The sequence below is a fragment of the Pseudomonas sp. P4_B3 genome (assembly GCF_056402295.1).
Genome location: NZ_JBFUHR010000007.1, coordinates 312837 through 325951, shown reverse-complemented (window position 1 = coordinate 325951; position 13115 = coordinate 312837). Strand labels below are relative to the sequence as shown.

At 60.0% G+C, this 13115-nt stretch carries 13 protein-coding genes; 6 read left to right on the top strand and 7 right to left on the bottom strand.

Annotated elements, in window-relative coordinates:
- Positions 1-114 precede the first annotated feature (114 nt).
- Entirely contained in the window at positions 115-306 is a 192-nt protein-coding gene (locus AC1DWG_RS10265) for a CsbD family protein (protein WP_477762806.1), read from the bottom strand.
- A 194-nt stretch (positions 307-500) separates the two neighbouring features.
- Between AC1DWG_RS10265 and AC1DWG_RS10260 the strand changes: the two genes are divergently transcribed.
- The gene (locus AC1DWG_RS10260) at positions 501-878 is read left to right on the top strand and encodes a hypothetical protein (RefSeq protein ID WP_477762805.1); all 378 of its coding nucleotides are present in this window, start codon (positions 501-503) and stop codon (positions 876-878) included.
- Positions 879-1005: 127 nt separating this feature from the next.
- Here AC1DWG_RS10260 and fadD1 read toward each other — a convergent pair whose 3' ends face one another.
- Complete coding sequence (fadD1, locus tag AC1DWG_RS10255) at positions 1006-2706, bottom strand: long-chain-fatty-acid--CoA ligase FadD1 (RefSeq protein ID WP_477787728.1); 1701 nt, start codon at positions 2704-2706, stop codon at positions 1006-1008.
- Between the two features lie 356 nt (positions 2707-3062).
- Positions 3063-4751, bottom strand: a complete 1689-nt coding sequence (gene fadD2, locus AC1DWG_RS10250) for a long-chain-fatty-acid--CoA ligase FadD2 (RefSeq protein WP_477760563.1) — start codon at positions 4749-4751, stop codon at positions 3063-3065.
- A 245-nt stretch (positions 4752-4996) separates the two neighbouring features.
- On the opposite strand from fadD2, the gene AC1DWG_RS10245 reads away from it, so the two are divergent.
- From AC1DWG_RS10245 to AC1DWG_RS10230, 4 genes are all read left to right on the top strand, one after another.
- Entirely contained in the window at positions 4997-5941 is a 945-nt protein-coding gene (locus AC1DWG_RS10245; protein ID WP_477787727.1) for a lysophospholipase, read from the top strand.
- A gap of 41 nt (positions 5942-5982) precedes the next feature.
- Entirely contained in the window at positions 5983-6453 is a 471-nt protein-coding gene (locus AC1DWG_RS10240; protein WP_477756913.1) for a MaoC family dehydratase, read from the top strand.
- Between the two features lie 70 nt (positions 6454-6523).
- Positions 6524-6760 (top strand): DUF3820 family protein, encoded by a 237-nt coding sequence (locus tag AC1DWG_RS10235; protein WP_003227425.1) that lies wholly within the window; start codon positions 6524-6526, stop codon positions 6758-6760.
- An 18-nt stretch (positions 6761-6778) separates the two neighbouring features.
- A complete protein-coding gene (locus tag AC1DWG_RS10230; RefSeq protein ID WP_477756198.1) occupies positions 6779-7960 on the top strand; it encodes an aminotransferase class V-fold PLP-dependent enzyme in 1182 nt (393 codons plus the stop codon).
- A 216-nt stretch (positions 7961-8176) separates the two neighbouring features.
- Here AC1DWG_RS10230 and AC1DWG_RS10225 read toward each other — a convergent pair whose 3' ends face one another.
- From AC1DWG_RS10225 to zwf, 3 genes are read right to left on the bottom strand one after another with little or no spacing between them, the layout of a single operon-like run.
- Positions 8177-8842 (bottom strand): bifunctional 4-hydroxy-2-oxoglutarate aldolase/2-dehydro-3-deoxy-phosphogluconate aldolase, encoded by a 666-nt coding sequence (locus tag AC1DWG_RS10225; protein WP_008050561.1) that lies wholly within the window; start codon positions 8840-8842, stop codon positions 8177-8179.
- A gap of 17 nt (positions 8843-8859) precedes the next feature.
- The gene (pgl, locus tag AC1DWG_RS10220) at positions 8860-9573 is read right to left on the bottom strand and encodes a 6-phosphogluconolactonase (protein ID WP_477762802.1); all 714 of its coding nucleotides are present in this window, start codon (positions 9571-9573) and stop codon (positions 8860-8862) included.
- Positions 9560-11029 (bottom strand): glucose-6-phosphate dehydrogenase, encoded by a 1470-nt coding sequence (zwf, locus tag AC1DWG_RS10215; protein WP_477787726.1) that lies wholly within the window; start codon positions 11027-11029, stop codon positions 9560-9562. Before zwf ends, pgl begins: the two co-directional genes overlap by 14 nt.
- 228 nt (positions 11030-11257) lie before the next feature.
- On the opposite strand from zwf, the gene AC1DWG_RS10210 reads away from it, so the two are divergent.
- Entirely contained in the window at positions 11258-12118 is an 861-nt protein-coding gene (locus AC1DWG_RS10210; RefSeq protein WP_170948639.1) for a MurR/RpiR family transcriptional regulator, read from the top strand.
- Between the two features lie 116 nt (positions 12119-12234).
- Here the strand turns inward: AC1DWG_RS10210 and AC1DWG_RS10205 are convergent, their stop codons facing one another.
- Positions 12235-13089 (bottom strand): D-hexose-6-phosphate mutarotase, encoded by an 855-nt coding sequence (locus tag AC1DWG_RS10205; protein ID WP_477762800.1) that lies wholly within the window; start codon positions 13087-13089, stop codon positions 12235-12237.
- Positions 13090-13115 lie beyond the last annotated feature (26 nt).

The following is a 13115-nucleotide window of genomic DNA, read 5'->3' as shown; positions in this document are numbered from 1 at the left end:
CTTCATCAAGGTAGCCCAGTTGGCGACTTTGAAACAATTTCAGAGTGCAAGTTCAGGCTGACACAAAAACGGCCATCCGAAGATGGCCGCGTCCTGTTTTCATTCAAGGCCTGATCATGCCTTGTCGATACCTTTTTTCAGCGCATCCTTGGCCTTGCCGACTGCTTGCTGGGCCTCGCCCTTTCTTTCCTGCCTCACGCCCTCGGCACGCATTTTATCGCTGCCGGTGACCTTGCCAACACCCTGCTTGATGTTGCCGGCGGCTTCATTGGCCACGCCTTTGATTTTATCGCTTGTGCTGCTCATGGTAATTCTCCTGTGAATCGAAGGAAAAGTCGTTACACAAGGTTGACCGGGGGCTTTTGCAGGGAGTTTCATTTATTTTCACCACGACATTTCATCGTTCAGTGCAGGTTGCGCTTTATGTTTGCCGGCCAACCCCCGAGAATGCGCAACACGTTCAGGCCATGGCGCTGAAGATCCAATCCCGTAGGAATGTTATGAAACTCGATAAAAAGCAGGCCATTGCCCGCAGAAACCAGGAACTCGGCGGTGCTGTGCTTGGCGTCAACAACTGCCACTTCGCCGAACTGAACCGTAACCGTAACATCTGGTGGTTCGACCTCCCGGTGACGCGCCTTGCAATCGGTCAGTACGAGTGGATTCACCTGCTGATGCACACGCCGGACACTGACGAGCTGCTGCACCTGAAAGTGCCGACAGTGTTCCTGCGCGAGAAGCTCGAAGGCCTGGTGGTGCGCAATGAAGGCAAGCGCAAGGCTGCATTGAGCCTGGAACTGAGCGCCGACAAGGACTCCTTCCTGCAGGACATGCGCCCGACGGGCACCAACGTCAACTTTGCGCCATTCCGCCAGTAAAAAGAAAAGATCGCAGCCTTCGGCAGCTCCTACAGGTGACCGCAATCCCATGTAGGAGCTGCCGAAGGCTGCGATCTTTTGATCTTCAACAAAAAAGCCCCGCATCTGCGGGGCTTTTTTGTGTTGATTACGCGGTGGCTTTCTTCCCGTTGATCTTCTTCAGCTCTTCATCGCGCAATTCACGACGCAGGATCTTGCCGACGTTGGTGGTCGGCAGTGCATCGCGGAACTCCACGGAGCGCGGGACCTTGTAGCCAGTGACGTTGGCGCGCATGTGCTCCATCACCTGTTCCTTGGTCAGGGTCACGCCCGGCTTGGCAACGATGAAAATCTTGATCGCCTCGCCCGACTTCTCGTCCGGTACACCGATGGCCGCGCATTGCAGCACGCCCGGCAGGGTCGCCAGCACGTCTTCGAGCTCGTTCGGGTACACATTGAAACCGGACACCAGGATCATGTCTTTCTTGCGATCGACAATGCGCATGTAGCCATCGGGCTGGATCAGCGCGATGTCACCGGTCTTCAACCAGCCTTCGCTGTCGAGGATTTCATCGGTGGCTTCCTGGCGCTGCCAGTAGCCTTTCATGACCTGCGGGCCTTTCACGCACAGCTCGCCGATTTCGCCCAGCGGCTGCTCGACACCGGCATCGTTGATGACTTTGCACAGGGTCGACGGCACCGGAATGCCGATGGTGCCGACCTGGATGTGCTGGATCGGGTTCACCGTGGCCACCGGGCTGGTTTCGGTCATGCCGTAGCCTTCGCAGATGGCGCAACCGGTCACCGCTTTCCAGCGTTCGGCCGCCGCCAGTTGCAGGGCCATGCCTCCCGACAAGGTGACTTTCAGCGCGGAGAAATCCAGCTTGCGGAAGCCTTCGTTGTTGCACAGGGCCACGAACAGCGTGTTCAGGCCGACGAAGCCGCTGAACTTCCACTTCGACAATTCCTTGACCATCGCCGGCAGGTCACGCGGGTTGCTGATCAGGATGTTGTGGTTGCCCGCCAGCATCATCGCCATGCAGTGAAAGGTGAACGCATAGATGTGGTACAGCGGCAGCGGCGTGATCAGGATCTCGCAACCTTCATTGAGGTTGGAACCCATCAGCGCCTTGCACTGCAGCATGTTCGCCACCAGGTTGCGGTGGGTCAGCATCGCGCCCTTGGCCACGCCGGTGGTGCCGCCGGTGTATTGCAGTACCGCGACATCACCGCTGGCCGGGTTGGCTTCCGCCACTGGCTGGCCCAGGCCTTTGCTCAGCACGTCGTTGAACTTGACGGCCTTGGGCAAGTGATAGGCCGGCACCATCTTCTTCACATACTTGATGACGCTGTTGATCAGCAGACGCTTGAGCGGCGGCAGCAGGTCGGCGACTTCGGTGACGATCACGTGCTTGACGCCGGTTTTCGGCACCACGGTTTGGGCCAGGTGCGCCATGTTGGCCAGGCAGACCAGGGCCTTGGCACCGGAGTCGTTGAATTGGTGTTCCATTTCCCGCGCGGTGTACAGCGGGTTGGTGTTGACCACGATCAGCCCGGCGCGGATGGCCCCGAAGACGGCAACCGGGTACTGCAACACATTGGGCAGTTGCACGGCGATTCGATCGCCGGGCTGCAAGTCGGTATGCTGTTGCAGGTAAGCGGCAAACGCACCGGACAATTCGTACAGTTCACCGTAGGTGAGTGTCTTGCCCAGGTTGCTGAATGCCGGCTTGTTGGCGAAGCGTTGGCAGGATTGCTTCAACACTGCCTGAATATTCGGATACTCGTCTGGATTGATGTCGACAGCAATCCCAGCTGGGTACTTATCCTTCCAAAAGTCTTCGATCATGGAAGCCCACTCCTCAGCAACGCGAATTCAGCACCGCATTTGATGCGATTATTATTGGTGTTTGGTCATTGGTGAATCTGGCTGATAGAAGGCCGAGAAGTCACAAAGCGCGCCGAGAGTAGCAGCTTTGCCAAGGGTCGACTAGAGCCAAAAGAGGCCTCTACGGTCACATTTGTGACTCAAGACTTTCAGGCAGTCATTTTAGAGCAAAAGACCTATAAAGCCCTGTGGCCCGCTAAAACCGGGGCTAAAAGCAAAAGATCGCAGCCTTCGGCAGCTCCTGCAAGGATATGCGATCCCTGTAGGAGCTGCCGAAGGCTGCGATCTTTTGGAATCGCGCCGGCCTCTATGTCCTGCTACGCGATATCACGCAACTCCCGCCGCAGGATCTTGCCCACCGGCGTCATCGGCAGCGACTCACGCAGCACGATGTGCTTCGGTACTTTGTACGCCGTGAAGTTTTCCTTGCAGTAAGCCTTCAACTCTTCAAGGCTGACCCCTGCTTCACGGGCCACCACGAACAACTTCACCGCCTCCCCCGACCGCTCGTCGGGCACACCGATGACCGCGCAGTTGGCGACTTTCGGGTGTGCCATCACCACGTCTTCGATCTCGTTCGGGTACACGTTGAACCCCGAAACAATGATCATGTCCTTCTTGCGATCGACGATGCGCACGAAACCGTCCGGGTCGATCACCGCGATATCACCGGACTTGAACCAGCCCTCGGCATCCAGCACTTCGGCGGTGGCATCGGGTTTTTGCCAGTAGCCCTTCATGATCTGCGGGCCTTTGATGCACAACTCGCCGCGTTCTCCCAAAGGTTGCTCGACGCCGTCATCATTGATGACTTTCAGCGTGGTACCCGGCACCGGCATGCCGACCGTACCAATCCGCGATTGATCGCCGTAGGGGTTGGCGCAGGCAACCGGCGAAGTTTCGGTCAGGCCGTAACCTTCGGTGATGCGACATCCAGTCAGTTGTTCCCAACGCTCGGCAGTGGCCTTGACCAGCGCAGTACCGCCGGAGTTGGTGAGCTTGAGGCTGGAGAAGTCCAGGGTCTTGAAGTCCGGGTGATCCATCAGCGCTACGAACAGCGTGTTGAGCCCCAGCAACGCCGAGAACCGCCAGTTCTTCAGCTCCTTGATGAAGCCGCCGATGTCACGCGGGTTGGTGATCAGCACGTTGTGGTTGCCCGTCACCATCATGCACATGCAGTTCGCCGTGAAAGCATAGATGTGGTACAGCGGCAGCGGCGCGATCATCACCTCCTGGCCTTCGCGCAACAGCGGCTGGCCGTCGCTGGCCGACTGGCTGAGACAGGCCCGCGCCTGTTGCATGTTCGCCACCAGATTGCCGTGCGTCAGCATCGCACCCTTGGCCAGACCGGTGGTGCCGCCGGTGTATTGCAGCACGGCGATGTCGTCGAGGCCGACGCTCAGCGGCTTGATGCCCAGGCCACGGCCCATGTGCAATGCACTCTTGAAAGAAATGGCCTGGGGCAAGGAATAGTCCGGGACCATCTTCTTGACCTTGCTCACTACAGTGTTGACCAGCCACCCCTTGGCAGTGGGCATCAGGTCGCCCATCTTCGCTTCGATCAGGTACTGGATATCGGTGTCGGGGAGCACTTCCTGGACTTTCTGGCCGAACATATTCAGGTACACCAGTGCCCGGGCACCGGAATCCTTGAACTGGTGACGCATTTCCCGCGCGGTGTACAGCGGGTTGGTGTTGACCACGATCAACCCGGCGCGCAAGGCACCGAACACGGCAATCGGATAATGCAGGACGTTGGGCATCTGCACCGCGATGCGGTCGCCCGGCACCAGGTCGGTGTGGGCTTGCAGGTAACCGGCGAAGGCAGCGCTCTGGCGTTCCAGTTCGGCGTAGGTCAGGGTCACGCCCATGTTGCTGAACGCCGGGCGATCAGCAAACTTCTTGCAGGAACGCTCGAACACCTCGATTACCGACTTGTAGGCTCCCAGATCGATATCCATGGGCACGCCGGCCGGGCGTTTGTCATTCCAGAAATCAGGTTGCATTGTTGTTGTCCTCTTTACCTGAATCTATCCGGGGCCACTTTTCTGTCACTTTTCAAAAAAAATGCAAAAAGCGGAGCTTCACGGACACTAGCAGTTATGACGTAGCAGGCAAATATGCCCACAGCCGTCATTGACCGTATGAATCTACTCGCCGTGGCGTAGGCTGATCAGACGCCCAGCCAAGGATGCGCTATAAACTGCAACGAGCTGTTTGCGACCAGGCAGCCTCATGCAAAGGAACCGCCATGATCCATGACACTTTCTGGCTGACCACGAGCGACCACAGCCGCCTCTTCGTCAACCAGTGGCTACCCGACGGCAGCCTCAAGGCAATGATTCTGCTGGCCCACGGCATGGCCGAACACAGCGGTCGCTACGGCCCCCTTGCGCAAAAGCTCTGTGACCAGGGCTATGGCGTGTGCGCGCCGGACCTGCGTGGACATGGCAAAACTGCCGAAAACGGGACACTCGGGCATTTCGCCGATGACGATGGCTGGTGCAAGGTCGTGAGCGACCTGGCCTGCCTCAACCAGCACATCGGCCAGCAGCACCCTGGCGTCCCGATCGTGCTGCTCGGTCACAGCATGGGCAGTTACATCGCCCAGGCCTATCTGCTGCACCACAGTGCCAGCCTGCACGGGGCAATCCTCAGCGGCTCGAACTTCCAGCCTGTGGCGCTTTATCGCGCGGCACGGCAAATCGCCCGTCTCGAACGCCTGCGCCAGGGCGGCAAAGGACGCAGCGCTTTGATCGAATGGCTGTCGTTCGGCTCGTTCAACAACAAATTCAAACCGGCACGCACGCCGTTCGACTGGCTCAGCCGTGATCCGGCGCAGGTCGATCTGTACGTCAACGACCCGCTCTGTGGTTTTCGCTGCACCAATCAACTGTGGATCGATTTGCTCGGTGGCTTGCAGCAAATCAGCAAAGCGTCCAATCTCGCCCAGATCGACCGGGGCCTGCCGCTGCTGGTGATTGGCGGTGAATGTGATCCGGTGAGCGAAGGCAAACGTCTCAAGGATCTGGCCGACGCACTACGGGCGGCCGGCAGCCAACACCTGCAACTGACCGTTTACCCGCAGGCGCGGCACGAACTGTTCAACGAGAGCAACCGCGATGAAATCATCGCCGATGTGTTGAACTGGATCGCACAGGCCTTGAGCACTCCTCGGCCGCACCGATCCGAATAGCGTTTTGTGAATTTTCTAATTCGTCACAGGAATTGAGACAGATGACCCAGGTTACCAACACCCCTTACGAAGCCCTCGAAGTCGGCCAGACCGCCAGTTTCAGCAAGACCGTCGAAGAGCGCGACATCCAGTTGTTCGCCGCGATGTCCGGCGATCACAACCCGGTGCACCTGGATGCCGACTACGCCGCCAGCACCATGTTCAAGGAGCGCATCGCCCATGGCATGTTCAGCGGCGCGTTGATCAGCGCGGCGGTCGCCTGCGAATTGCCTGGACCGGGGACCATCTACATCGGCCAGCAAATGAGCTTTCAGAAACCGGTGAAGATCGGCGACACCCTGACCGTGCGCCTGGAAATCCTGGAAAAACTGCCGAAATTTCGCGTACGCATTGCCACCCGCGTGTTCAACCAGCGCGATGAACTGGTGGTGGATGGCGAAGCTGAAATCCTCGCACCACGCAAACAACAGAGCGTGACCTTGACCACGCTGCCAGCGATTAGCATCGGCTAACCCTCTGTGGCGAGGGGGCTTGTCGGAATGCCTGTATTTTTCAGACTGACCAAATCAAGACGACCGATCGATGAATCCTGAAAAGCTCGAACTGCTGATCACCCGCGAAATGCCCTTCGGCAAGTACAAGGGCCGAATCATTGCCGACCTGCCCGGCCCTTACCTGAACTGGTTCGCCCGGGAGGGTTTCCCCCATGGCGAGTTGGGTGGCCTGCTGGCCCTGATGCAGGAGATCGATCACAACGGTTTGTCGGACTTGCTCGAACCGCTGCGCGCCAAACACGGCAAACCGGCCCCGCGCCACTGAACACCTACCGAGTAGCCCATGCCCGACAACACCCGCCGCGCCCGTGATGAAGCCTTCTGGCAAACCTTTGCCGACCGCTACGATGTCGAACCCGGCCCGCTCAACCTGGAGAACGGTTACTTTGGACGCATGTCGCGCACGGTGGTCGAGGAATACCAGCGCAACATCGAGCTGATCAACCGCAGCAATTCGGTCTATGTGCGCCAGCGCTTCGAACAGGGCGACAGCCTGAAGATCCGCGCGCAACTGGCCCGGTTGATAGGCGTACCCGCCGACAGCATCGCCCTGACCCGCAACGCGTCGGAAGGTTTGCAGTCGCTGATCCGCAACTACAACCGGCTCCAGCCCGGCGATCAGGTACTGGTTTGCGATCTGGAATACGACACGGTCAAAGGCGCCATGCGCTGGCTGGCGCGTAATCGCGGTGTTGAAGTGATCGAGATCGAACACACCCACCCCGCAACCTTCGACAGCCTGCTCAATACCTACCGCGAAACCTTCGCGCGGCACCCACGGCTGAAGCTGATGGCCCTGACCCACGTCACCCATCGCACGGGCCTGGTGATGCCGGTGCAGGCGATTGCAGCCGCGGCAAAGGAACACGGCATCGACGTCATCCTCGACGGTGCCCATGCCCTCGGTCAGTTCGAATTCGACCTGGCCGAGTTCGGTATCGCCTTCGCCGGCTACAACCTGCACAAGTGGATCGGTGCACCGCTGACGCTCGGCTTTATCTACATTGCACCCGAACACCTGGCCGACATCGACCCGGACATGGGCGAGATGCATTTTCCGGTCACTGACATTCGTGCCCGTATGCCGTACAGCACACCGAACATTCCGGCGTTGCTGACCTTGCCGCTGGTACTCGAGGAGCATCACGCCATGGGCGGCGCGGCGGCCAAGGGTTCTCGGCTCAACTACCTGCGCAACCTGTGGGTCCGCCCCGTGCGCGAACTACCGGGCATCGAAGTCCTGACCCCGGACGACCCGCGACTGTACTGCGGCATCACGTCCATGCGTTTCATCGCACAGACCGATCAGCAGGCGATGGTCGAGCGGCTGCTCAAGGACTACAACCTGTTCACCGTGGTACGCACTGGCGCGGCGTGCGGCCCGTGCATCCGCATCACCCCGGGGCTGACCACCACCGCCGAGCACATGACGCGGCTGACCACGGCGCTGGCGCAATTGTGCTGACCTGCAGGAGCGAGCCTGCTCCGGGCGGCGTTCCGACGATGGTCGTGAACGATAACGCGGGAACCCGATAGCCAGCGGTGGCTGGAAGTTTTTCGCGAGCGAGCTCGCTCCTACAGGTATTAATTGCCTCAACTTTTCGCGGGCAAAAAAAAACGGTGCACCGACCAAGCGCACCGTAAAGCCGTAGAACACACAACGAGGTGTAGGGTGAAGCGATCAGTCCAGCAGCGCCAAGGCCTCGGCGGTGCATTCCTGAATGCGGGCCCAGTCGCCGTTCTTGATCCACTCCGGATCGAGCATCCAGCTACCGCCCACGCACATGACGTTTTTCAACGCCATGTAGCTCTTGATATTGGCAGGTCCCACGCCGCCGGTCGGGCAGAATTTCACTTCGCCGAACGGACCGCCCAAAGCCTTGATGGCTGCAACGCCGCCGCTGACTTCGGCCGGGAACAGCTTGAAGCGGCGATACCCCAGACCGTAGCCTTCCATGATGCCCGAGGCATTGCTGATGCCCGGCAACAGTGGAATCGGGCTGGCGACGCTGGCTTCCAGCAGGTCGCGGGTGATACCCGGCGTGACGATGAATTGCGAGCCGGCCGCTTCCGCCGCCGCCAGCATGTGGCGATCGAGCACGGTGCCGGCACCGGTCACCAGTTCCGGACGCTGCTCGCGCAGAATCTGGATGGCCTTGAGGCCGAATTGCGAACGCAAGGTCACTTCCAGGGCCGTCAGGCCACCGGCCGCCAGGGCGTCGGCCAGCGGCAGAACGTCTTGCTCGCGGGCGATGGTGATCACCGGCAGAATCCGCGCTTTCGCGCAGATGCTGTCGATCAGGGCAACTTTGTCCGCCATGGAAACGGTCGGGGATGGGTTTGTCATAGCGGCTGTTCCTTGGCTCATGGGCACCAGTAAATCTCTAACGTGGGTTGCAGAAACGCGCGAATCGGCAGTGCGGCGACATCGTCACCGGCCAGTGCGGTACTCAGGGTGGTCAGCTTGGACTGACCGGAAATCGATAGAACCTTATGCTTGGCCGAGGCCAGCAACGCCCGGCTCATGGTCAGGCGCTGATGCGGCACGGTCGGCGCCAGCATCGGCCAGCAGCGACGGACGCCATCGGCCTGCAATGCCTCGGCAAGGTTCGGGCTGTTGGGGAACAGCGACGCGGTGTGGCCGTCATCGCCCATGCCGAGGATCAGCACGTCGATCACCGGCAACTCGGACAACAAACGGTCGGCCTGCTCGGCCGCCTGTTCCAGGTTGGCGCTGGCGCTGTACAGGCTCAGGAATTGCGCCTTGGCCGCCGGGCCTTGCAGCAGGTAACGCTTGATCAGACCGGCGTTGCTGTCGGCGTGTTCCACCGGCACCCAGCGCTCGTCGGCCAGGCTGACCACCACGTTCGACCAGTCCAGCGTCTGCCTGGCCAGGTGCTGGAAAAACGCCACCGGGCTGCGGCCACCGGAAACCACCAGGGTCGCAGCGCCCTGGGCTTCGATCGCGTCGCTCAGTTGTTTCGCCACGTTCAGTGCCAGGCTTTCAGCCAGCAGCACCGGGCTCTTGTATGCATGGGCGCTGACGCCCTGCGGCAGTTTCAAATCAGATATCGCCATACCACGACCTCCCGTCCCGCGTGATCAGAGCAATGGAGCTCATCGGCCCCCAGGACCCGGCCGCGTACGGCTTGGGCGCATCACCGGATTTTTTCCACCCGGCGATCAACTGGTCACACCACTTCCACGCGGCTTCGATTTCATCTTTACGGACAAACAGGTTCTGATTGCCGCGCATCACTTCCAGCAACAACCGCTCGTAGGCATCGGGAATCCGTGCGCTGCTCCAGGTGTCGGAAAAATTCAGCTGCAACGGACCGCTGCGCAGCTGCATGCCTTTGTCCAGGCCTTGATCTTTGGTCATGACACGCAAGGAAATACCTTCGTCCGGCTGCAGGCGGATAATCAGCTTGTTGCTGATTTGCAGGCGCTGCTCGGGGGCGAAGATGTAGTGCGACGGTTCCTTGAAGTGGATGACGATCTGCGACAGCTTCTGCGGCATGCGCTTGCCGGTACGCAGGTAAAACGGCACGCCGGCCCAGCGCCAGTTGCGGATGTCGGCACGCAGGGCGACGAAGGTTTCGGTATCGCTCTGGGTGTTGGAATTGGGTTCTTCCAAGTACCCCGGCACCGCTTTGCCTTCGCTGTAGCCGGCGATGTACTGGCCGCGCACCACTTGAGTGGTCAGGCCTTCCGGGCTGATCGGCGCCAGGGCCTTGAGCACTTTGACTTTCTCGTCGCGAATGCTGTCGGCGGACAGGTCGGCCGGCGGGTCCATGGCGATCAGGCAGAGCAGTTGCAGCAGGTGATTCTGGATCATGTCCCGCAGCTGGCCGGCTTTGTCGAAGTAACCCCAGCGGCCTTCGATGCCGACCTTCTCGGCCACGGTGATTTCCACGTGGGAAATGTAATTCTGGTTCCACTGGGTTTCGAACAGGCTGTTGGCGAAACGCAGGGCGATCAGGTTCTGGACGGTTTCCTTGCCCAGATAATGGTCGATGCGGTAGGTGCGGTTCTCCGGGAAGAACTGCGCCACCGCGTCGTTGACCTTGCGCGAGGATTCCAGGTCCGAACCGATGGGTTTTTCCAGCACCACGCGGGTGTTTTCTGCCAGACCGACCTTGGCCAGGTTCTCGCAAATCGCGCCGTATACGGCGGCAGGGGTCGCAAAGTAGGCGATGACTCRCTGTGCGGTGCCGGCGACTTCGGCCAGGGTCACATAATCCTCGGGCTTGAGGAAGTCGACGTGCAGATAGCTCAGGCGCGCCAGAAAACGCTCGACCACGGCTTCATCCAGCTCTTTGGCGCCGACATAACGGCGTAGCTCGGAGGCGATGAACGTCAGGTGTTCCTGCTCGCTGCCCGGTTCACGGGCCAACGCGATGATCCGCGTGTCCTCGTGCAACAGGCCTGCGCCGTCGAGTTGATAAAGGGCAGGAAACAGCTTGCGCAAGGCCAGATCGCCCAGGCCGCCGAACAAGGTAAAGGTGCACGGTTCAACCGTAATCGAGAGCATGATGTTTGTTCTTTTATCAAGTTAAGCTACAAATACCTTTTTTCAAGGCATCACTCAAGGGAAAATGTAGTAATAACCACAACATTTTCGCAAAATACAGATTCCGAGTGGTGGTCGGTCGGAGCCATCAGTAGGATAGGCCACCGTGATGGGCCTCACCAAAGGCCCTTTTTGCATTAACCGCGCGCTTATCGGTGCCGGTGAATCAAGGATACTTATATGGACCGCGTGCGAAATTTACTGGAGCAAATCCAGAATCGCCTTGAAGAGCTGAACAAGGCCGAACGCAAAGTCGCCGAGGTGATTCTGCTCAACCCGCAGCAGGCCACCCGCTTCAGCATCGCCGCCCTCGCCCAGGCCGCTTCGGTCAGCGAACCGACGGTCAACCGTTTCTGCCGTTCGTTCGGCGTCAGCGGCTACCCCGAGCTCAAGCTGCAACTGGCCCAGAGCCTGGCCAGTGGCGCCGCCTATGTCAGCCGTGCGGTGGAGGCCGACGACAATCCGGAGGCCTACACCCAGAAGATCTTCGGCAGCGCCATCGCCTCGCTGGACAGCGCTTGCCAGGCACTCGACCCGAACCTAATCAGCCGCGCCGTCGACCTGCTGATCCAGGCACGGCAGATCCACTTCTTCGGCCTCGGCGCCTCGGCCCCGGTGGCACTGGATGCGCAGCACAAGTTCTTCCGTTTCAACCTCGCCGTCACGGCCCACGCAGACGTGCTGATGCAGCGCATGATTGCCTCGGTGGCCCACACCGGCGAGTTGTTCGTGATCATTTCCTACACCGGTCGCACCCGCGAACTGGTGGAAGTGGCGCGCATCGCCCGGGAAAACGGCGCCTCGGTGCTTGGCCTGACCGCCGAGAACTCGCCACTGGCCAAGGCCAGCACCCTGAGCCTGAACATTCCGCTGCCGGAAGACACCGACATCTACATGCCGATGACGTCGCGGATCATCCAGCTGACCGTGCTGGACGTGCTCGCCACCGGCATGACGTTGCGCCGGGGCGTGGATTTCCAGCCGCATTTGCGCAAGATCAAGGAGAGCTTGAATGCCAGCCGGTATCCGGTTGGGGATGAGTTTAATTAGGACGCTTCGCGTAAAAGATCGCAGCCTCGTTTCACTCGACAGCTCCTACAGGTATACGCGCTTGCGTAGGAGCTGCCGAAGGCTCGGGCCGCGTTCGGACGATCTTTTGATCTTCTTTACACCCCCACCCGCGCCTGCAAACTCAAATGCGCCCGCTCCCCAGGCGCAAGGCACAGGCTATCGGTACCGCCGCTCGCCGCTTCCACACAGACAAACTCGGATATCTCGTTCCAGGTCACGCCGAGCAACGGCCGCGAGCCGGGATGCCACACCACCGTGTCGGCCGTATCCCCCGTATCGATGCACAAAGCCCGCTGCCAGGCGTGGTCATTGAGCTGCAATTCACCGTCATGCTGGAACACTCGCTGGCATCCGCCGTCCACCCGTAATTCGCCTTCCTGCTGACAGACCTGCCGGCTCAACTGGTCGTAACCCTGCGCGCCTTCGAGCCCAGACAGCGCTATCTCACTGACATCGCCAATACGCCAGTAAGCATGCAAAGCCTGGCTCAGCTGGCACGGCATGTCGTCCTGATGCTCGGTGCTCAGACGCAACTCCATACGCTCACCCAAGTGGGCGTGCAAGTCCACCTGCCAGTCGCACAACTTCAGCTGCCAGTGCAATCGCACGCCGTCGTCGTCACTGCTGCTGTCGAGCAGCTTCCAGTCGAGCAACCGTGCCCAGCCATGGGACGGCCAGGCGTTTTCGCTCGGATGCCGGCCATACCACGGCCAACACACCGGCACGCCACCGCGAATGGCGCCGACCTGCGGCCACTTCGCCGCGCACCACAGCCAGGGTTTCTGGCCCTTGGGCTGGAAGTGCAACAACTGCGCGCCCTGCCGACTGAACACCGCCTGACACAACGGATGATCGATCACCAGCACATCGCGCATCTGATAGCGCTCCCACGCGAACACCGGACGCTCGCGCAAGGATTTGAAGAAGCGTTGTAGCGGATGCTCAAGCATGTGCCACGGTCCTGAAATCAACTGTC

Bases quoted from the DNA above. Each gene is read 5' to 3' on its own strand.
- AC1DWG_RS10265 (WP_477762806.1), bottom strand. From the start codon at position 306: ATGAGCAGCACAAGCGATAAAATCAAAGGCGTGGCCAATGAAGCCGCC.
- AC1DWG_RS10260 (WP_477762805.1), top strand. From the start codon at position 501: ATGAAACTCGATAAAAAGCAGGCCATTGCCCGCAGAAACCAGGAACTC.
- fadD1 (WP_477787728.1), bottom strand. From the start codon at position 2,706: ATGATCGAAGACTTTTGGAAGGATAAGTACCCAGCTGGGATTGCTGTC.
- fadD2 (WP_477760563.1), bottom strand. From the start codon at position 4,751: ATGCAACCTGATTTCTGGAATGACAAACGCCCGGCCGGCGTGCCCATG.
- AC1DWG_RS10245 (WP_477787727.1), top strand. From the start codon at position 4,997: ATGATCCATGACACTTTCTGGCTGACCACGAGCGACCACAGCCGCCTC.
- AC1DWG_RS10240 (WP_477756913.1), top strand. From the start codon at position 5,983: ATGACCCAGGTTACCAACACCCCTTACGAAGCCCTCGAAGTCGGCCAG.
- AC1DWG_RS10235 (WP_003227425.1), top strand. From the start codon at position 6,524: ATGAATCCTGAAAAGCTCGAACTGCTGATCACCCGCGAAATGCCCTTC.
- AC1DWG_RS10230 (WP_477756198.1), top strand. From the start codon at position 6,779: ATGCCCGACAACACCCGCCGCGCCCGTGATGAAGCCTTCTGGCAAACC.
- AC1DWG_RS10225 (WP_008050561.1), bottom strand. From the start codon at position 8,842: ATGACAAACCCATCCCCGACCGTTTCCATGGCGGACAAAGTTGCCCTG.
- pgl (WP_477762802.1), bottom strand. From the start codon at position 9,573: ATGGCGATATCTGATTTGAAACTGCCGCAGGGCGTCAGCGCCCATGCA.
- AC1DWG_RS10205 (WP_477762800.1), bottom strand. From the start codon at position 13,089: ATGCTTGAGCATCCGCTACAACGCTTCTTCAAATCCTTGCGCGAGCGT.